This is a genomic window from Shewanella sp. DAU305, assembly GCF_026802235.1.
GTDB classification, from domain to species: Bacteria; Pseudomonadota; Gammaproteobacteria; order Enterobacterales; family Shewanellaceae; genus Shewanella; species Shewanella baltica.
This window is the reverse complement of record NZ_CP113808.1, coordinates 4,110,658-4,131,169: the sequence shown is the minus strand read 5'-3', so window position 1 is coordinate 4,131,169 and position 20,512 is coordinate 4,110,658. Positions and strand designations below refer to the sequence as shown.

Genomic DNA, 20,512 nt, shown 5'->3' with positions numbered 1-20,512 from the left:
GGGCTCTAACGATATTCATTATCGCTTTAGTCAAATCGTCCGTATTAGTTTTGCACCTTTGAGGCAAAACCTTGGCTTAAAACGGCGATTAACTCCGCCGGCATAGGCGCTAATTGGCGAGCTTGATTCATACACACCATTTCAATGGTGGCGGTGACGGCAGGCTTTTTACCTTGTGGACGCCAAATCTCCTGCTGCCACACAGTGCGGTACTTACTTTCGAAGTAAAACTTAGTGCGCACATCGATAATATCGGCAAACTCCACCCCGTCATGGCACAGCATATCGCTACGATACACAGCAAAACCCAGTTGGTTTTGTTGCCACAACGCACTTAAACGCTCGGCACCAATCACATGCTCGCGGGCACGCTCGAAGTATTTCAAAAAGTTAGGGTGATACACCACGCCAGAAAAATCAGTATCTTCATAGTAGATTTGCACTGGGAAGGAGAAGGTCGGGCTAAATTGCGGCATGGGTTACGGCTATTTTAGATAGTTTTATTGCGCAATAGTTTAGCGGCTTATCTCTTTAAACAAAACCTTTAAAACGGAGATACAAAAGCGCTGTTGTGTGAAACGCAAAGGCTATTTGAGGTTGGCGACAGGCAGGGTTAGCTTGATCATGATTGAAATGTGACTGCTAAAAAGCAATGAGATTCGATTATGGGACGTTTTCCTATTTTATCGATAAAAGTAAGCCTCTGATCAACCCATGATCAAGAAATATCACGCTAATCAGGCAGTAAAATCACACTATCGTGTCTAAGTGCGTGCCTAAATCATTAATCACTTCCTATACTGATAGCTGGAATACCTTTCTTATGTTGATTTGCTAGGTTGAGAGCTTTATATGAGCGAAATAAAAAAATCAGAAATATTGACCGAAAGTGGCACAAATGAACTCGAAATTATTGAGTTTCATCTGCATAAGATACTCCCTAACGGTGGCCATAAGGTGTGTCATTACGGGATCAATGTCGCCAAAGTGAGGGAAGTGATTAGGGTGCCAGAAACCTCTGATTACCCCAATGCTCAGCCGCACATGGTGGGGGTGTTCTCGTTGCGAGAAAAGCTGATCCCTTTAGTCGATCTTGCCGGTTGGCTCGGAATATCTACACCGGAGGATTTAACCCACAAAGTCGTTATCGTCACTGATTTTAATAAGATGATTAATGGTTTCTTAATTGATAGTGTTCGTAGCATTCATCGTGTGTCGTGGGAGCAAGTTGAATCGCCGAGTCAATTTTTAGAAGCGGGTGAAAATGATTGTGTCGTTGCTGTGGTTCGCCGTGATGGTATGCTGATTATGATATTGGATTTTGAGAAGATTATTGCCGATATCAATCCTGAACTGAGTATGGATAAGTACGATGTCACGCTCGATAGGAGTGTGCTGATTAATGACAAAATGCTGGCCAAACGTGAAGCGAAAACGATTTTAATCGTCGATGACTCTGCCTTCATTCGTAAAATGATTGAAAATACGCTCCGTAGCGCAGGCTACAACATTATCACCGCTAAAGATGGTGGTGATGCTCTTGAAATGCTAATGGAATTTGAGAGCCTGGCTGAGCAAGATAATGCCTCTATTTCTGATTTTGTCAGTGCTGTTATCACGGACGTTGAAATGCCTCGGATGGATGGGATGCATCTGGTTAAACGATTAAGAGAATCCAAGGCATACCAACAAATGCCGATTGTGATGTTTTCTTCCTTAATGAGCGAGGATAACCGCACAAAAGCGATGGCCTTGGGGGCAAATGACACTATTACTAAACCAGAAATTGGCCGTATGGTCGGTATGATAGATAAATACGTATTCGAAGAGTAATGCCATTTCATTACGCTGCGATATTTGAATATCAGATACTTAGTACTAGATATGTGAATCGCAGCTACCAAGGTTTTGAGAGATTCTTCAATGACAAACGATATAAAAGTAAAAAGCCATATTCAACGAAGCGAATATGGCTTTTTTGTAGGGTAAACTTCGCGACTAGCGGATGATCATTTGATCGCGCTCAGGTCCAACAGAAACCATGCTAACGCGCACACCCATTAGGGCTTCAATACGTTCAACATAGTGTTGTGCTGCCACTGGCAGGCTCTCGAAGGTGCGACAACCGGTAATATCTTCGCTCCAGCTTGGCATTTGCTCATACACTGGGCTCAACGCGGCAGTTTGTGGCCAAATTGGGTTCTCAGTGTGTTCACCTTCATAGGCTACGCAGATTTTCAGATCTTTCATGCCTGACAGGCAATCAATCTTAGTCAGGGCAATTTCAGTTGCCGCTTGCAGCTCCACACCATTACGGGTGGCAACAGCATCGAAGTAACCCATGTCACGTGGACGGCCTGTGGTTGCACCAAATTCATTGGCGTTTTCACGGAAAGCGTCTTGCTCTTCCATAGCTGTCACTAAAGTGCCAGTACCCACAGATGAGCTAAAGGCTTTCGCCACAGCAATCACGCGCTCTGGGCGCAGGGCAGGTAAACCACTACCGATACCTGCGTAAGCCGCAGTCACGTTTGATGAGGTGGTATAAGGATATTCGCCGTAGACTAAGTCGCGGCCAGCACCTAATTGCGCTTCAAACAGTAAGCTTGCATCTTGTTTTTGTAATGCTTTTAATGGCTCAGTCACATTACAAATAAATGGACGCCATGGCGCAGTCACTTCTAACAACCATGCGGTCATTTCAGCGGCGGTTTGATTAAAATCGCAGCTTGGATAAAGTGCCTTTAATTGTGGCATTTTCCAGTCGAGCATAAATTGAATACGTTCTTGCAGCACTTCAGGTTGGTTTAACCAACCGACTAAAATGCCTTTTTTCATCACGCGATCACCATAGGCAGGTGCAATCCCTTGACGGGTTGAACCATAGGCTAAATCGCCAAGACGTTGTTCTTCTAAGGTATCTTCTAATGCATGCAAAGGTAAGCACAGGGTCGCACGGTCAGAAATGCATAACTTAACATCAACACCAGTCGCTTGTACTTCAGCAATTTCAATGCTGAGCTTTTCTGGACTGATCACCATGCCAGGGCCTAATACTGCAATGCAGTTAGGGTTGAAAATGCCACTCGGTAATTGGTGTAATTTAAAGGTGCCATAGTCGTTGACTACGGTATGTCCGGCGTTGTTACCGCCTTGAAAGCGAATACTGGCAGCGGCATCCGCGGCTAAATAATCTACGATGCGGCCTTTGCCTTCATCACCCCAATTTGCACCCACAACCACGATCGACGGCATAACAACATCTCCTCATTGATTAAGACGCTATGCTAGACCCGTCATTTGAATAAGAGAAATTAATTATGTTTATCATCTCAATAAGGATTTCATATATCATTGGCTATAATTAACGCTAACACGCAGCAAAAGGAGGTTTTATGCTCGATATCCATTGGTTAAAGACCTTTGTGACTTTGGCTGAACATAAGCATTTTGGCAAAGCGGCCACGGCGCTGCATATGACGCAGCCCAATGTTAGCTTGCATATTAAGCAGTTAGAGCAAAGCACTCGAGTCAAGCTGATTGACCGCAATCCTTTTCGATTAACGCAAGCGGGATTTCGCCTGTTAGAGAGCAGTCAGAAAACGTTAATGGAGCTGCAAATTTGTCAGGCGGACCTCAATGCGATTAATGACCTTAGCCAAGGTACCTTGACCATTGCCGCCAGCGACATTATTTCGCGGTTATTGTTGATCCAGCCGTTTCAGCTTTTTAAGGCGGAGTTTCCGGGGATCGATTTCTCGCTGCTCAATACCACATCATCCCAAGCTTCTGAACTGGTGAAAAATGCTGAGGCCGATTTAGGGTTTGTGATCGCGCAAAAGGAGAGTCAGCCGCTGCATTTTACTGAGTTACAACAGATAAAATGGTGTGCAATAGGGGACAATTTACAGCAATGGCAGCAGGCAAACCTCTCTGTGGATACGCCATTAGCCGAGCAACCGACGTTGATTTTACTGGGTCATGATACGCGAACCCGCGAATTGCTCGATCCCGCACTGCCGTCGCTGAGTTTACCGAATTACAGGATTATGGAGGTGGGCAGTGTTGACGCGCAAATCGATTGGGCCGAGGCGGGGTTTGGGGTGGCGATCGTGCCGGAGTTTTCGGTTTATACTAAGGCGAATTTGACCACTAAAGTGACTCCTCTGCCACAATTTCCTACAACCAGTTTGGGCTATATTGTGCGCCAGAATCAGATCCTGTCTAAGGCCATCAAGCAGCTATTATATTGGGTGAATCAAGAGATCATTCGCTCGCAGCGGTAGGGGATTAGTCTGAGACTAAGAGTAATTTTTCGTATTGGCCAGTGGCTTTTAGCTGTGATAAGCCCGCGTCGAGTTGGGTCGCTAAGGTCTGTGCCTGTGGGTTTTCCTTCGAGAATGCCAAAAAAATATCGCTGCTGTGGTTAGCAAATACTGGAATGACGTCATCATCCACGCCCATTTTTTTCAGGTTTTCCTTGGCGACTAAGTCGAACATCAATGCAGCATCTATGCGGCCAATCAACAATAAATTGATTAGCTGCTGCTGATTGGCGACGGTGACGATATTGAGCTGTTGCTGTTTGACTAACTTGGGGAAATCATCGCCATACTCATAGCTTTTAATCACCCCAATAACCGTGCCTTTAGGTAGCGCCCATTTATTATCAGCCAAAATAGGCTTCTGTTTCTTTTGATAAAAAGATGCGGTGGCGATAAATAATGGGGTTTTACCGAAGATGAAGCGCTGTTCGGTGCTGTTCTCGCGAGTGACGTTAAATACCCCGTCTACGGCGCCTTTTTCCGCCATCATCAAGGCGCGAGAATAGGGCACGACTAAGCTATTTACTTCAATATGCGATTGTTTAAAGGCGGCTTGGATTAAACGATGGGAAATGCCTTGGCCAAATTGATTGGCAAAGGGCGGCCAACTGTCTTCTGCGGCTAAGGTTATCGCCTGAGGCTGCGATTCTGCGGGCACGGCATTGCTTTCTTGGGCGAATGCCATGTTATAAGCCATGGATGCGAGTAATAAAACGATGCTAAGTATCAATGCTGATGGCAAATTTAATGCCTGCTGCATCCTGAGCTTCACTCTGTTCCCTACACGCATTTTGCTTCCATCTCCCAGCTTAATATATGGCTTTTATAGCATAAAGAATTATATCTAGACTAATGATTTGAATATTAATTATTGATAGCGAGTACTTTTGTGATGTTTATAGGATATTTCAACAACCTCAGTTCGCTGTGTGCGGGTCTATTACTTTCGTTTACTGTGTTTACCATATTTAAGTGGGATTTTGCGCTGGGCAACGAATGAACAGGCTTAGCATTTTTGCTAAGTAGAATAAATTGAAATGGATAGGTTTCAAAACTGCCATCAAACGAACCGCTACAGTGCTTAGTGAGGTTCGTTTGATGGTGTGTTGATGTTGGCAGGGCTATTTGACCTTGGTTGCTTGCATCGTAAACCAAGTCTTATAGGGCTGATACTTGTCATAGCACCAATGGAATAGCGTGCTGTAGAAGAAGAAAAAGATCAAAAAAACTGCTTCTAATCCCATGGCTGCCAACCAGCCTATCTGTAAAAACCAAGCGATGGTCGGTATGCTAATGAAAATAAGTCCCCCTTCAAATCCAAAGGTATGCAGTATTCGGGTTTTTAAAGTGCGTTGCTCTCGATTTGCCCCAAATACTCTGTCGAATCCTAGGTTGTAGAAGTAGTTCCATACCACGGTATAAAGACTCAAAGCGATACCGACTATGACAAGCTCACTGGTTCCCTTGCCTGATATGAGGGCAGAAACCGGGATAATAATTGCGAGTGCAATCGCTTCAAAGAGTAAGGCGTTAAAGATACGTTCTGTCGTTTTCATGGCTATTTCCCATTCATTCAATGTGACTATGGCCATAATTTTATCTAGTATAGGGATAACTAATAGTTAGATAGTATCGGTAAAAGCGATATGTTTAGTCTCGAACAACTCGAAGCCTTTATGGAAACCGTAGAATCGGGTTCATTTTCGAATGCGGCAAGGCAATTGAAGAAAGCACAATCCGTGGTTAGCCAGCATGTGATGAATCTTGAAATTGACTGTGGGGTGGAGTTATTTGACCGTTCGGGTCGTTATCCGGTATTAACGGCCGAAGGCAGTAAATTATTGCCCTACGCAAGAGCGACGATTCTTCAACATCGAAGACTCAAACATACCGCCTTATCGCTTTTTAGTCGTCAATCTTCAGAAGTGTGCCTTGCGATGGATGAAGGCATTCCGATACAGAGAATATCGGAAATTATTCAGTTGTTAGAAAGTGATTTCCCTAATATCGAACTTGAGTTTCTCAGTGCCTCAAGCATAGATATTATCGACATGGTACATTCGGGAAGAGCATCTACAGGACTGATTTTTAGCGAATTATCTATGCCAAGTAGTATAGATTTTGAGAGTATTGGTGTGATTGAATTCGATCTGTATGTGGCGAGTTCGCATCCCTTAGCGAAATCAGTTGCACCGAACATGGACTCATTGCGACTGTATCGACAATTATGCATCCGCTCACGTAATACTAAAACCAGCAGTTTTCAGCAGGCGTTCAGTCCTGATGTTTGGTATGCCGATAACTATTACGTGTTATTGGAGCTCGCATTACAGGGCCATGGTTGGTGTCTGTTACCAGAGCACATGGCATCCAGCTCAGTTTTATCGGGCAACTTGACTCGGGTCCCTATAGAGTTTGAGCAGATAGGCTGGTATGCAAACGTCGATGTGATCCAGCATCAAGATAAAAGCAGCTTGCCATTATTGAAACGACTCAGGCAACTGTTTAGAGAACTCTTGGTTGTGCAGAAGTAAATGGTTGGACAGAAGTAAATGGTTGGACAGAAATAAATGGTTGGACGGAAATAAAGCAAAGCATAAATAAAACCCCAGTTAAGTGAGGACTCAACTGGGGTTTATTGTTTGTGCGCATTAGGATTTGTGCATTAGAGTTTATGGGTCAGGACTCATCATTGCGCGGAAAGTTAGCGAGCACTAGCTCGGCGACTTTGCGTAATTCATTCGGGCAAATCCCACTGGTCGCTTGTACGGCCATGCCTTGCAATACTGTGCCGACATAACGGGCAAGCAGTAACGGCTCGGCATCTGCGGGCAAATCACCTTCATCTTTGGCGCGTTGCAATCTTTCGCACAGAGCGATTTCACCGTCGCGGCGACGATTAATCAAAGTGTCTTTAATCGCTTGCCCTGCTTCACTGCAGGTTAATGCCCCTTGAACAATCAAACATCCCTGCGGATGGCTTTTATCCACCAAAGAGCTCGCGGCCCCGAGCAGCATTGACTCGACCACTAAATAGGCGGTTTTTTGCTCCAGCGCGGGATAGAAAAATGCACAGGGGCGTTGTTCATATAATTCTATCGCTTTGAGAAATAACTGTTCTTTATTGCCGAAGGCGGCATAAAGGCTTGGCTTATTAATGCCCATAGCTTGGGTTAAATCGGTTAACGATGTACCTTCAAAACCTTTGCGCCAGAAGACCTCTAAGGCTTTGGCTAATGCATCGTCAGTGTCGAAGGCACGTGGGCGACCTACACAGGGCGTCTGGGTGACGGTTGACATCATTAGGCTCCTCAATTCTCAATTGCCCCTAGGATAGACATGGGTTTAGTCCGTGTCCAGCCACACTTGCTGACTGATGACCGACTAAGGGGATTTGTCTACTTAACCTGAACTCGGGATGACGAGTGTCGAAAATATAAATTTAACAAATTAAATCAATGATATAATTGATTAATTTGAAACGAAAAATCTATTTTCTGACTGAATGCGCAGATTTTTGCGCATATCAAGGCGCTCTGTCGTACGCCATAGCGAGCTATGGTTAGACAGAGCAACGCAGAGAGGCCCGAAAAGATGCCTATTCAGCGGCTCTGCTTATCCCGAGCTCAGGTTACTTAGTCATCCAAGGTGTCACCTAAGTTCAGCATTCAATCCGTGTCAGTCAGCGTTCGCCTCAATATTCATAAAAATGCTTTGAAGATCAAACTTGTGGCTTTCCGCCTAAGGGCGCATTGCAAAGTAAAGGTCAGTGCGCGCTTTTAATTTAATACCAATCGGTACATAAATTTGTTGACAGAGTCATTTTACGCTATATATTACCGTCCAGTACAGAATATTTTTTACCAGTCGGTATTTAAATGTGTGTGGTTCGAACAGCGTGACATGCCCGCCACTTTGAGGATAGTAATATGAAGAGCAATAAACCCTTACGAATAATGATGTTAACGGCTGTGGCCGCTTTCGTTCTGTCAGCTTGTGGTGAGCAAACAGCGCAGCAGGGACCAGCACCAAGTGCGCCTATGGTGGATGTCGCCCAAGTATTGCATGAGCGAGTGACCGAATGGGATGAGTTTACCGGCCGTTTACAGGCGCCAGAAAGTGTCACCCTTATCCCGCGTGTATCTGGATATATCGACTCAGTGAATTTTAAAGAAGGCGCCTTAGTGAAAAAAGGCGACGTGTTATTCCGCATCGACCCGAGCGTATTTGAAGTGGAAGTGGCCCGGTTAAAAGCAGATCTTGCTATCGCTATCTCTGCTGAGCAACTGGCCACAAATGACTTCGAACGAGCCCATAAATTGTTTGACCAAAAAGCGGTGTCTGCCGAGTTACTCGATACCCGTGAGTCAAACAAACGTCAAACCGCGGCTGCAGTGGCTTCGGTGAAAGCGGCACTGATGCGCGCCGAGCTTGATTTAGCTTATACCCAAGTGCAAGCGCCGATTGATGGTCGCGTGTCCTACGCGAATGTCACCGCGGGCAATTATGTCACCGCAGGGCAGAGTGTGCTGACCAGCTTAGTCTCTACCGCCAGCATGTATGCCTATTTCGATGTGGATGAGCAAACCTATCTTAAATACGTGAAATTAACGGCCGAGAAGAAACGTAACGATCCCCGCGCTGGCGACAACCCTGTGTACATGGCTTTAGCCAATGAACGTGATTATCAACATATCGGTATGGTCGACTTTGTGGATAATGCGATGGATAAGCAAACAGGCACCATTCGCGTGAGAGCTTCTTTTGACAATGAAGACAATAGCTTATTACCTGGCTTGTTTGCCCGCCTTCGCACCGCAGGTAGCGGCGCTTATGAAGGTATCTTGATTGACGATAAAGCCGTTGGTACAGATCTGAACAATAAGTTTGTGTTAGTGGTGGGCGCCGATGGTTTAGTTGAATATCGCGGCGTGACCTTAGGCGAAAAAGTCCAAGGACTGCGCATCGTGACCCAAGGTTTGATGGCCGAAGATAAGATCGTCGTCAACGGTATGCAGCGCGTGCGTCCTAAGATGCAAATTGATCCGCATATGGTTGAAATGGTCGACAGCGACAAGCTCGAAGCATTACGCCAAGCCCAGTTAATCCTAGATAAAAACCAAGATACTTTGACGGCGCAAGCGGTCGAAACGGCTAGCCGCGGTTAAGGAATAGAACACCATGTTATCGCAGTTTTTTATTAAAAGACCGATATTTGCAGCCGTACTCTCACTGCTGTTTTTTATCACAGGGGCGATTGCCGTTTGGCAACTGCCGATCACTGAATACCCTGAAGTTGTGCCGCCCACAGTCGTGGTGACCGCTAACTACCCTGGCGCTAATCCTAAAGTGATTGCCGAAACCGTGGCTTCGCCGCTGGAGCAGGAAATCAACGGCGTCGAAGACATGTTGTACATGTCATCGCAAGCGACGTCCGATGGACGCATGACCTTGACTATCACCTTTGCCATTGGCACAGATGTAGACAGGGCGCAAACCCAAGTGCAGAGCCGAGTCGATCGCGCTATGCCACGTCTGCCGCAGGAAGTGCAACGCTTAGGCATAGTCACCGAAAAGTCATCGCCGGATCTCACCATGGTGGTGCATTTGCTGTCACCGGATAACCGTTATGACATGTTGTATTTATCTAACTATGCGGCGCTGAACGTTAAAGATGAGCTCGCACGGATTAAAGGTGTGGGCGCGGTACGCTTGTTTGGTGCAGGGGAATACAGCCTGCGTATTTGGCTCGACCCGAATAAAGTTTCGGCTCTGGGTTTATCACCTGCGGACATTATTGCTGCCGTGCGCGAGCAAAACCAACAGGCGGCAGCGGGCAGTTTAGGTGCTCAGCCAAGTGGTAGTGCTGACTTCCAACTCTTGATTAACGTGAAAGGTCGTTTAACTGAACTGTCTGAATTTGAAGATATCATCATCAAAGTCGGCCAAAACGGTGAAGTGAATCGTTTGAAGGATGTGGCTCGTATCGAGCTAGGTGCGACGAGTTATGCGCTGCGCTCACTGCTGGATAACAAAGATGCCGTGGCGATTCCTGTGTTCCAAGCATCGGGTTCAAATGCGATTCAGATTTCCGATGATGTGCGCGCCAAAATGGCTGAATTGTCTAAAGGATTCCCTGAAGGATTAACGTACGAAATCGTTTACGACCCAACCGTGTTCGTGCGCGGCTCGATTGAGGCGGTGATGAAAACCTTGCTTGAAGCCGTGTTGCTGGTGGTGTTAGTGGTAGTGCTGTTCTTGCAAACGTGGCGCGCCTCGATTATTCCGCTGGTGGCTGTGCCTGTATCGTTAGTTGGTACCTTTGCCTTTATGCATTTGCTCGGCTTCTCGCTTAACGCACTGTCGCTGTTTGGACTCGTGCTCGCCATCGGGATTGTGGTGGACGATGCAATCGTGGTGGTCGAAAATGTCGAGCGTAATATTGCCGCTGGTTTAAGCCCAGTTGCGGCAACGCAAAAGGCGATGAAAGAAGTGACCGGCCCGATTGTGGCAACCACCTTAGTGCTGGCGGCGGTGTTTATTCCCACGGCGTTTATGAGTGGCTTAACCGGGCAGTTCTATAAACAGTTTGCCTTGACTATCACTATTTCGACCTTTATCTCGGCGATTAACTCACTCACTTTGAGTCCGGCATTGTCCGCGTTATTGCTCAAGAGCCATGATGCGCCGAAGGATGGTTTAACCCGTCTAATGGACAAGTTGCTCGGTGGTTGGTTGTTCATGCCTTTTAACCGCTTATTTAGCCGTGCATCCGATGGCTATGGTTGGTTAGTGCGTAAAGTGATCCGTTTTGGTGGCATTATCGGCCTAGTGTATTTAGGCATGGTAGCGCTAACGGGCGTGCAATTTGCTCATACACCAACGGGTTATGTACCGGGTCAAGATAAACAGTATTTAGTGGCGTTTGCTCAGTTGCCCGATGCGGCATCCCTTGAACGTACCGATACCGTTATCAAAAAGATGTCTGAGATTGCCCTTAATCACCCAGGTGTGGCGCACTCTATTGCCTTCCCAGGCCTTAGCATCAACGGTTTTACTAATAGTCCTAACTCAGGCGTGGTGTTTGTCGCGCTTGATGATTTTGAATTGCGTAAGAGTCCAGAGCTGTCGGCGAATGCCATTGCTGGACAATTGAATAAAGAGTTTGCTGGTATTCAAGACGCATTTATTGCCATCTTCCCGCCGCCACCTGTGCAAGGCCTCGGTACTATAGGAGGGTTCCGTCTGCAAATACAAGACAGAGCCAACCTTGGTTATGAGGCCTTGTATCAGGTGACCCAACAAGTGATGTACAAGGCGTGGGCCGATCCTCAATTAGCCGGAATTTTCTCTAGCTATCAGGTGAACGTGCCACAACTTGAACTGGATATTGATCGAACTAAAGCGAAACAGCAGGCAGTGTCGCTCGATCAAATCTTCCAGACATTACAAACCTATATGGGCTCGACCTATGTCAACGATTTCAATCGTTTCGGTCGAACCTATCAGGTGAATATGCAAGCCGATGAGGCGTTCCGTCAAAGCCCGCAGCAGATAAGTCAGCTGAAGGTGCCAAATCTGAATGGTGATATGATCCCGTTAGGGTCGTTTATCAACGTCAGCCAAAGCTCAGGCCCAGACAGAGTGATGCACTATAACGGCTTTACGACCGCTGAAATCAACGGTGGCCCAGCAGCAGGTGTGAGTACTGGCCAAGCGCAGGCAGCGATTGAGAAAATCCTCGCCGAAACGCTGCCAAATGGTATGACCTACGAATGGACTGAGTTAACTTATCAGCAAATCTTAGCAGGCAATACGGGCTTGTTAGTCTTCCCGCTGGTGATCTTGCTGGTGTTCATGGTGCTCGCTGCTCAGTATGAGAGCTTAAGCTTGCCATTGGCGATTATCTTAATCATTCCAATGACCTTGCTCTCAGCCCTCAGTGGAGTGTTAATTTACGGTGGTGACAACAATATCTTCACCCAAATTGGCCTCATAGTGCTGGTAGGACTTGCGACTAAGAACGCTATCTTGATTGTCGAGTTCGCAAAAGAGAAACAAGATCACGGTATGGCACCTATGGATGCGATATTAGAGGCAGCAAGATTACGTTTACGTCCTATCTTGATGACTTCCATCGCCTTTATTATGGGAGTAGTGCCTATGGTGTTCTCCACTGGCGCTGGCGCCGAGATGCGTCAAGCCATGGGCGTAGCAGTATTCGCCGGTATGATTGGGGTGACTGTGTTTGGTCTTATCCTAACGCCATTGTTCTACTACGCACTGGCAAAGCGAGGCAGTAAAAAAGCCGAAGAGCATAAAGAGCTAACCGTCAGTTAAGCTTGTTTCCCGCGATGGATAAATGCGTAAAAAAGGCCTACATCAAGTAGGCCTTTTTTGTTTGTTCGCGGCGAAAAATATGAAACCTGACTATCTTTAGTTGGGATAATTTGAGATTAGATTGCTGGTAAAGTTACAGTCAAAGATGGATAGAGTCAGAAGTATATGGGCTTGCTTTAATTACCTATGAACAACACAAAGTCATTTGCCAGATCAGTGTGTTAGTTATATTGCTTATTATGCATGGCAGGCCTATGTTGACTAGATTCAACTGTTTTATTCAGCCAATGAGCTCGCAATGATATTTGATCTCAGTAAGCGCCATAGTCGATTTAAACGCTTGTGGTTATCCGTGCTTTAAATGTGTGTATGATGTTGTTTATCCATTATTTGTGGTCACTTTCGTGCGTAATGGCAGTTGGACGATTAGAATTATTACTGTTTTGGCGCTCTTCTATAGGTTCCAATGGAATATTCGATATATTAGTGATGTACAATGCTACACGAATAAAAATAGTTTGTTTTACGCCGTACTCAGCTAAGGTACTTGTTGACCTTGCATCACTATGCCCGAGGTAACTGATGATCTTAAATCGCGCTTTATTTGCTCTAGTTCTGAGTATTTCTGCCTCTCTGACGCCTCAAGTCATGGCCGCTGAGCTCAATATTAAGCTGGTGGATCTACAGCAGCAGGCGATTGCCGATACTGTCGTGGAGTTGATCCCGGCAGTGATGCCCGATAAGGCTATGCCTGTTGGACATTATGAAATGTCACAAAAAAATCGAACCTTTATTCCTTTTGTGTTGGCGGTCCCTAAGGGCGCCAAGGTGGATTTTCCTAACCTAGATCGCACTCGTCACCACGTGTATTCCTTTTCCGAGGCGAAACCTTTCGAACTTAAACTGTATGTGGGTCAAGCCGAAGCGCCAATCCTGTTCGATAAACCCGGCTTAGTCGCACTTGGCTGCAATATTCACGATTATATGCAGGCATTTATCTATGTGGCAGATAGCCCAATTGTTGCGGTGACGGACGAAAAAGGTGAGATTCAGTTTAAGGATCTTACGGCCGGTCAATATAAAGTCAAACTCTGGCATCCATGGCAGAAGGCGGCCTCCCAGCCGACTGAGCTAATGCTAACCACTGGCGCGAATCAACTCAGTTTGTCCTTAGACATTGAGCGCCAAGCTAAACCGTCAGCCCCTCCGTCGGGATTTGGCCACTACGATGCTCAAGGCAAGCCATTACATGCTAAATAGTTTTCGCGCACGGCTGATTTTAGTTTTCTTTATTGTGCTGACTCTAGTGCAGTTTGCCACGGCATTTTCCGTATTGACGGCGACCGAAAGGGACAACTTTTTACAGCAACAAAAAAGTTTAGATATTGGTGCCAATGTGTTTCTCGAAGTCCTTTCGAATCGCGGTATTCAGCTCAGCCAAAGTTTGTCCGTGCTCAGTGCCGATTTTGGTTTTAAGCGCGCGATTGCCACCGGCGAGCAAGAAACCATTGAGTCAGTGTTATCCAATCACGGCTCTCGTATCGGCGCCGACGCTGCAGTATTGTTGTCTCCAAAAGGAGAGCTGTTGACCTCGAGTCTGCCCGGACTCACTCAGGATGACATTCAATCCTTATTCGATATGACCACCAGCAATAACAATGCTTTAGCTATCCTCAATTTTGATCATGCCAGCTATCAGTTTGTGTTGCAGCCCGTGAAGGCGCCGACTTTGATTGCTTGGGTCGGAATGGGGTTTCTATTGGATGAGAAAGTCGCTCAACAAGCTAAAGCCATTACCGGTATCGATGTCAGCTTTGTCAATCAAGCCACGGGGCGCACCGAAATCGCGTCAACCTTATCCGACGATGAAAAACGCAGTGTGGTAGAGCAGGCGAGCCTATTCCCCAGTCTACTGAAAATGCCCAGTGAGAACATTCCCGTGGATTATCTGTCCATGGCGATCAAACTTTATGATCATAACGGCAGCCAATTAGCCCTACTGCATCAGTCAAACCTTAAGTGGCAGCAAAGTTATCAGCATCTACGCAATAATATGTTGCTGATTTTTGCCTTGACCTTAGCGCTGGCGATTGTGATTGCGATTTGGTTGTCGGGCAGTTTGACTGAGCCTGTGCATCAACTGGTGACCTATGCCCGTAAAATTGGTCAAGGTAAGCAGCCAGGCAGTATTCAAGGTGCGCCAGCAGAACTGCGGGTGTTGGCCAAAAGTTTGTCCTTGATGCGCGACGATATTGAAGCGCGGGAAAAGGATTTAGTCTATCAATCTCGCCACGACAGTTTGACGGGATTGCTCAATCGTTTTGCGGCAAAACAGCATTTAGCGGATCTTAAACATGAGCTATCCGGCGCTATGGTATTGCTGGATATTAAACATTTTCGCCATATCAACGACATTATCGGTTTTGCCAACGCAGATACCTTGTTGGTGCTTTTTGCCCGCCGTTTAGAGCAATTAGCCCCCACACCGGATTTACTCGCGCGATTAGATGGCGACTCTTTTTTACTCCTATATAGCCAAGGTATTCGTCCCGAGCACTTGTTGAAATCATTGGATATGTTGGAGTCGCCATTTCCAATCCAAGGCTCAAATATCTCTCTTACCGTGCGGGCGGGATTACTGGAAATCGATGGCAATGGTGCCGATATCGATGTGTTAGTGCGCCGCGCCGAAATTGCCCTCAATCAAGCCTGTCTCGAGGAGCAACGCATTGTCAGTTATCGTCAGGGCGCCGATGAGAAATATCAGCGTGAGCTGACTATTATCCGCGATTTACCCACAGGTTTGGCGCAAAACCAACTCTATCTCGTGTTTCAACCTAAGGTGGATTTACACTTAAATCAGTGTACTGGCGCCGAGGCACTGATCCGCTGGCAGCATCCAACCTTAGGGTTTATCCCGCCCGATGAGTTTATTCAACTCGCTGAAAACTCTGGCAACATTGATATAGTCAGCCAATGGGTGTTGAAGCAGGCGATTAAACAATTAGTCGCATGGCTGCAGCGGGGTATGCAGCTAAAACTGGCCATTAACCTGTCGGCCCATGATTTAGTCGATACCCGCTTGCCGAATCAAATTGCTAGTTTATTAAAAGATAATAATCTGCCAAGCGGCGCACTCTGTATTGAAGTCACCGAAGGCGCTGTGATGAAAGATGCACAGACTGTGGTGAGTGTATTGCAGCGATTCCGTGACATGGGCGTGTCGGTCGCCATCGATGACTTTGGCACAGGGCATTCATCCTTAGCTTATTTGAAAATTTTGCCCGTCAATGAAGTGAAGATTGATCGTAGCTTTATCAAAGACATGCTCACGAATAGCCAAGATGTGATGATAGTGAACACGAGCATTCAGTTGATCCACGGTCTAGGGTTTACCGTCGTGGCCGAAGGGGTTGAGGAACCAGAAGGCGTTGAAATTCTGCGTAACCTCAATTGCGACATCATCCAAGGCTATGTGTTTTCAAAACCCTTAAAAGCGGCTGAATTTGATCTGTGGTTCGAAGCGTTTAACCATGCAAATCCCGCAGACACATAAGTTAATTTACCCAAGACAGCGCACAAAAGGCGTTAAAATTAGACGTCTTCGAAAGAATAAAGCGGAGTAGCGAGTGAACATTGCCATGAATGCATTGAAGTTGAATTCATTAGCTTGGAATTATGTGAAGGCTTTGCCTTGCCTGTGTTTACTGTTGGGCACAGTTCCTGCTCCTGCGTTTGCCGAAGGTAGCCGCGTGGTTGCGACTGGCGGCGGGACGACGATTGAGGGCAGTGCTGGCGGTGGCATAGTGCCGTGGGCGGTGATCAACGGTTATGGCAGTAGCGATGAATGGTCCGCTACGGCGATGGCGACAGGCGTTTATGTTGATGACTTTACGCTGAAAGTGATTGGCGCTTCCTTGAGTTTTGATAATCGATTCGAGCTCAGCGTTGCGCGGCAAACCTTTGATTTAGATACTATGGGCGGCGAGTTAGGCCAAGATATCTTTGGGGTAAAATACAAGCTTGCCGGCGAGTTACTTTATACGGCTATGCCGCAAATCACCTTAGGTGCTCAGTATAAAAGAGTCGATGACTTTGCGCTTCCTCAGGCGGTTGGGGCGCGCTCTGATTGGGGGTTAGATGTGTATATTGCTGCCAGCAAAGTATTTTTCGATGCGGTGGCGGGGCGCAATTTATTACTTAATGGTACCGTGCGCGCGACCAAGGCGAATCAAACGGGTTTATTGGGTTTTGGTACCCAAGCCAGTAATGATTACCAGTTTGTGCTCGAAGCGTCTGCGGCGGTATTGCTGACGGATAATGTGGCGCTGGGTATCGAATATCGCCAGAAACCCAATGAGTTAGCTTTTGCCCGTGAAGATGATTGGCAAGATGTGTTTTTAGCGTGGTTTATCAATAAGCATCTTTCCGTGGTCACGGCTTATGCGAATTTAGGCAGTATTGCGGGTTTTGCCGATCAGCAAGGTTGGTATGTGTCGGTGGAGGGAATACTATGAGTCGTTTATTGCTGAAGCTATTACCTGTCGCCGCTTTGTTTTTTTTCACTGGCTGCGCAGTGCAAACGGCTGAATCATCGGCGCCACAGGTTAACTTAAATAATGGCAACTCAAGCCAGCAAACCTTATATCAAGAGTTAGGTGGTGAAGCTGGTTTATCAGCGATTGTCGATGGCTTACTTGCCCGTATAGCAACCGATCCACGCATAGTGCATCACTTCCAAGAGACGGATATCGCGTTATTTCGTGAGCGCGCCATTGAGCATTTTTGTCTGGTTGCTGATGGCGGTTGTGTGTATCACGGTGAAAATATGGCACTGAGTCATCAAGGGTTGAATATTACTCAGGCGGATTTTGATGCCTTAGTGGGCCATTTAATTGAATCGATGAAGGAGCAACACATACCATTATCGACCCGCAATGCCCTCCTAAAACGTCTCGCACCTATGTATTCGGACATTACCTATCATTAGAGGTGTTGTAACTTTGATGGCTAAAATAGTGAATTTAAGATGCTGCTGTCGTGATCGATAGCAGCATTTTTTATTTGCGCTAGAGCAAGAGCGCTGCATCGATGGGGTGAAATTGAGACGCTGCATCCCTTAAGGATTTAGCCGTCAGGGTAGGAACGCCATAGACTTGGGTTTCAACGCCATATTTTTGATGGATTTTTTGCAGCAATAAATCGAAATCGCCATCACCAGACAATAAGATAACAGTATCCACTTCACTCGCCGCTTCCATAATATCGATAGTGATCCCCACATCCCAGTCGCCTTTGGCCGAGCCATCGCTGCGTTGAATGAAAGGTTTTAACTTTACCTCAAAACCTATGTGCTTTAACGCGTCCTGGAATTTTAACTGCCCATCGTCCCCCTTGTGGATGGCATAAGCCACGGCCAACGCTATGTCGCCTTCGTAACCTAAGTGTTGCCATAATTTACGGTAATTAAATTGGCGGCCATAGGCTTCACGGCAGGTGTAATAGATGTTTTGTACATCCACAAATAAAGCGATTTTTTTCAAGGGATTCGTATATTGCGATCTGGGAAAAGACTTCCCGCACTATAACACAGCAAGTTGCCAATGGGTGCTAAATGGAAAGTACAGCTCTCGGTTGAGCGGGGAAATTGCCTCACCTGAGTTGTACTCGAAGGATTGGATATTTGGCTAAATGCTAGGGGATTTGAAATATTGCGCCGGTGTGGTGCCGGTATATTGCTTAAAAAAGCTGATAAAGGCACTGTCACTGGAAAATTGTAAATTAAAGCCCACCTGCGCCACCGATTTCCCCGCTGCTAATTGTTCAATGGCCGAGAGTAAACGCCATTGCTGGCGCCATGCTTGATAAGCCATTCCCGTCTGTGCGCTAAAAATACGGCTAATTGTGCGTTCACTGGCTCCGATTTCTACTGCCATATCCTTAAGATTGGCTGGCGGTTTTTGGTGTTGTTGCAGTTGCGCAAGCCAGGTTTTTAAACGTTTATCCTGTGGGAGGGGTAAAGCCAGATTTTCTTCCGCGGCATTGCCCAACTCTTCGCAGAGCAGCAAAAAGGCATTGTGCTGAGTGCTTCTTGGTTTGTCCCATGGCCAAAATGACATAGTGTCGATTAACGCTTTGAGTAGCGGGTTCACATGGAAAATAGTGACTTTATCGGGCAATGAAGTGACGGTTTCTGGTTCAAAGTAGAGTGAGCGATAGGCAACCACATTACGCATTGTGACGCTGTGCTTAACGCCAGCTGGCAACCAAGCCGCACGCGTTGGCGGTAACACCATTTGAGTATCGGCTAGGGTGAATCTCATCACGCCTGTGGGGGCGTACAGCAGTTGCGCCTTCCTGTGGTGATGCACTCCCGAGTCGTGTTCGCCCATATCTGCGGCAATGCCAATGACCAGATTATCCAGCTGGTCTGGATTAAATTGCTGTTCAGGTAGAATAAAGGCCATTTTGTCCTATTTTTGATGTTTTTTGTCTAAGTGTTGCTAATGGACACATTTGGATTTTATCTATACTGCGCCATCTTTGACAAGTATGGAGCGACATTTCGGTAAACCAACTCATTTGGATGACTGAAATGGACTAAAAATCATGAATATAAAACCACCATTAGGGCTCGTTGTGCTGCTAATGATGTTTCCGCAAATTATGGAAACCATTTATAGCCCTGCTTTGCCTAATATTGCAGAAAACTTTGCTGTGTCGGTTGCCGCTGCATCGCAAACCTTATCTGTGTACTTTATGGCCTTTGCCATCGGCGTATTTTGCTTGGGCCGCTTAGCCGACATTATTGGTCGCCGTAAAGCTATGCTCGCTGGATTAGTCTGTTATGCCATTGGCTCAGCATTAGCCTTGATGGTTAGCGACTTTAGCCTGTTGTTGATGGCCCGCATATTGTCGGCCTTTGGCGCGGCAGTGGGGTCTGTGATTACCCAAACTATGATGCGTGACAGTTATAGCGGAGAGGAATTAGCGAAAGTATTTTCTGTAATGGGGATGTCACTTGGAATAAGCCCAGTTATCGGATTGCTATTGGGCAGTGTTCTCAGTGCGTATTGGGGATATCAAGGTGTGTTTGTCGCACTCATGGTCTCTGCAATCGTGTTGTTATTTTTGTCGGTAAGATCTTTACCCGAAACTAAACCCGCACATACTCAGAAAATCGCCATAGGCGAGTTAGCGATTAAGATGCTTACCGACAGCGGGATTATTAAGAACACCTTGTTGGTGGCGGCATTTAATCTGATGTGGTTTAGCTACTTTTCACTGGCGCCATTTATGTTTGAGGCGCAAGGGTTATCGACGCTTGCCTTTGGTACCAGTGGCATACTGTTAGGCTTTGGTACATTCCTTGGCAGTTATGTTAATAAAATAATGCTGGGTCGAGGCCACACTGGTGCACGACTGGTTCGCTTAGCCAGTGCTATTGCACTTGTCGGTGGATTGGGGATTTGGCTGATCCAATCTACCTTTATAGGGCTGAATAATGTTTACTTTTTAGCGCCTATGCTATTGATTGTGATTGCTTACGGTATCGCGATTCCGAACATACTCAGCTCGGCTTTGGCAAACTACCGCATCTATGCGGGCTCTGCTGGTGCACTCTTCGGACTGTTTTATTACATTCTGTTGGGACTGGGTTTAGGCGGCACGGGAATCGTTCACCATTTAGGTATGGTGATTACGTTAAGTGCACTGCTTTGTGTTGGCTTAGGTTTACATTTAGGCTTAGCCAATAAAGTAAAAAATGCTTAAGACGTAAATGAGAAAAAGCCAAGGCACTGAGCGCCTTGGCTTTTTTTATGTGATTATTTACATTGATGAGTAGG

General features: G+C 46.4%; 17 protein-coding genes. 10 read left to right on the top strand and 7 right to left on the bottom strand.

Translation table 11 applies throughout. From position 1 onward, the window contains the following. Window positions 1-44: 44 nt before the first annotated feature. Window positions 45-476, bottom strand: coding sequence for a thioesterase family protein (locus OX890_RS17520; protein WP_268649640.1), 432 nt, complete (start codon window positions 474-476; stop codon window positions 45-47). 376 nt (window positions 477-852) lie between these two features. On the opposite strand from OX890_RS17520, the gene OX890_RS17515 reads away from it, so the two are divergent. After that, window positions 853-1,833: a chemotaxis protein gene (locus OX890_RS17515; protein ID WP_006082671.1), complete on the top strand. Its 981-nt coding sequence runs from the start codon at window positions 853-855 to the stop codon at window positions 1,831-1,833. Between the two features lie 165 nt (window positions 1,834-1,998). Here the strand turns inward: OX890_RS17515 and OX890_RS17510 are convergent, their stop codons facing one another. Next, a complete protein-coding gene (locus OX890_RS17510; RefSeq protein WP_006082670.1) occupies window positions 1,999-3,255 on the bottom strand; it encodes an adenylosuccinate synthase in 1,257 nt (418 codons plus the stop codon). 140 nt (window positions 3,256-3,395) lie between these two features. On the opposite strand from OX890_RS17510, the gene OX890_RS17505 reads away from it, so the two are divergent. Further along, window positions 3,396-4,286, top strand: a complete 891-nt coding sequence (locus OX890_RS17505) for a LysR family transcriptional regulator (RefSeq protein ID WP_071938372.1) — start codon at window positions 3,396-3,398, stop codon at window positions 4,284-4,286. A gap of 4 nt (window positions 4,287-4,290) precedes the next feature. Here OX890_RS17505 and OX890_RS17500 read toward each other — a convergent pair whose 3' ends face one another. Both OX890_RS17500 and OX890_RS17495 read right to left on the bottom strand, forming a co-directional pair. After that, on the bottom strand, window positions 4,291-5,115 hold the full coding sequence (locus tag OX890_RS17500; protein WP_268649639.1) for a substrate-binding periplasmic protein: 825 nt from the start codon (window positions 5,113-5,115) through the stop codon (window positions 4,291-4,293). Window positions 5,116-5,446: 331 nt separating this feature from the next. Next, window positions 5,447-5,881, bottom strand: coding sequence for a PACE efflux transporter (locus tag OX890_RS17495; protein WP_006086899.1), 435 nt, complete (start codon window positions 5,879-5,881; stop codon window positions 5,447-5,449). A gap of 90 nt (window positions 5,882-5,971) precedes the next feature. Between OX890_RS17495 and OX890_RS17490 the strand changes: the two genes are divergently transcribed. After that, on the top strand, window positions 5,972-6,859 hold the full coding sequence (locus tag OX890_RS17490; protein WP_259509276.1) for a LysR family transcriptional regulator: 888 nt from the start codon (window positions 5,972-5,974) through the stop codon (window positions 6,857-6,859). Window positions 6,860-7,004: 145 nt separating this feature from the next. On the opposite strand, the gene OX890_RS17485 is transcribed toward OX890_RS17490, so the two are convergent. Beyond that, on the bottom strand, window positions 7,005-7,628 hold the full coding sequence (locus OX890_RS17485; protein WP_011847480.1) for a TetR/AcrR family transcriptional regulator: 624 nt from the start codon (window positions 7,626-7,628) through the stop codon (window positions 7,005-7,007). A gap of 626 nt (window positions 7,629-8,254) precedes the next feature. On the opposite strand from OX890_RS17485, the gene OX890_RS17480 reads away from it, so the two are divergent. The 6 genes from OX890_RS17480 to OX890_RS17455 all read left to right on the top strand — a co-directional run bounded on the left by OX890_RS17480 (window position 8,255) and on the right by OX890_RS17455 (window position 17,655). Then, window positions 8,255-9,493 carry an efflux RND transporter periplasmic adaptor subunit gene (locus tag OX890_RS17480; protein WP_268649638.1) on the top strand — a complete coding sequence of 413 codons (1,239 nt, stop codon included), beginning with the start codon at window positions 8,255-8,257 and terminating at the stop codon, window positions 9,491-9,493. 13 nt (window positions 9,494-9,506) lie between these two features. Further along, window positions 9,507-12,665, top strand: a complete 3,159-nt coding sequence (locus tag OX890_RS17475; RefSeq protein ID WP_259509274.1) for an efflux RND transporter permease subunit — start codon at window positions 9,507-9,509, stop codon at window positions 12,663-12,665. A gap of 582 nt (window positions 12,666-13,247) precedes the next feature. Further along, the gene (locus tag OX890_RS17470; RefSeq protein ID WP_268649637.1) at window positions 13,248-13,925 is read left to right on the top strand and encodes a methylamine utilization protein; all 678 of its coding nucleotides are present in this window, start codon (window positions 13,248-13,250) and stop codon (window positions 13,923-13,925) included. After that, entirely contained in the window at window positions 13,915-16,221 is a 2,307-nt protein-coding gene (locus tag OX890_RS17465; RefSeq protein ID WP_268649636.1) for a bifunctional diguanylate cyclase/phosphodiesterase, read from the top strand. Before OX890_RS17470 ends, OX890_RS17465 begins: the two co-directional genes overlap by 11 nt. A gap of 85 nt (window positions 16,222-16,306) precedes the next feature. After that, a complete protein-coding gene (locus tag OX890_RS17460) occupies window positions 16,307-17,182 on the top strand; it encodes a DUF3034 family protein (RefSeq protein ID WP_268650623.1) in 876 nt (291 codons plus the stop codon). Then, complete coding sequence (locus tag OX890_RS17455) at window positions 17,179-17,655, top strand: group I truncated hemoglobin (protein ID WP_268649635.1); 477 nt, start codon at window positions 17,179-17,181, stop codon at window positions 17,653-17,655. Before OX890_RS17460 ends, OX890_RS17455 begins: the two co-directional genes overlap by 4 nt. Window positions 17,656-17,734: 79 nt before the next feature. On the opposite strand, the gene OX890_RS17450 is transcribed toward OX890_RS17455, so the two are convergent. Together OX890_RS17450 and OX890_RS17445 are read right to left on the bottom strand one after the other, a co-directional pair. After that, on the bottom strand, window positions 17,735-18,208 hold the full coding sequence (locus tag OX890_RS17450) for a LabA-like NYN domain-containing protein (protein ID WP_012089839.1): 474 nt from the start codon (window positions 18,206-18,208) through the stop codon (window positions 17,735-17,737). Between the two features lie 144 nt (window positions 18,209-18,352). Next, window positions 18,353-19,132, bottom strand: coding sequence for an AraC family transcriptional regulator (locus tag OX890_RS17445; RefSeq protein WP_268649634.1), 780 nt, complete (start codon window positions 19,130-19,132; stop codon window positions 18,353-18,355). Window positions 19,133-19,274: 142 nt separating this feature from the next. On the opposite strand from OX890_RS17445, the gene OX890_RS17440 reads away from it, so the two are divergent. Next, window positions 19,275-20,438, top strand: coding sequence for a multidrug effflux MFS transporter (locus tag OX890_RS17440; protein ID WP_268649633.1), 1,164 nt, complete (start codon window positions 19,275-19,277; stop codon window positions 20,436-20,438). Window positions 20,439-20,512: the final 74 nt, after the last annotated feature.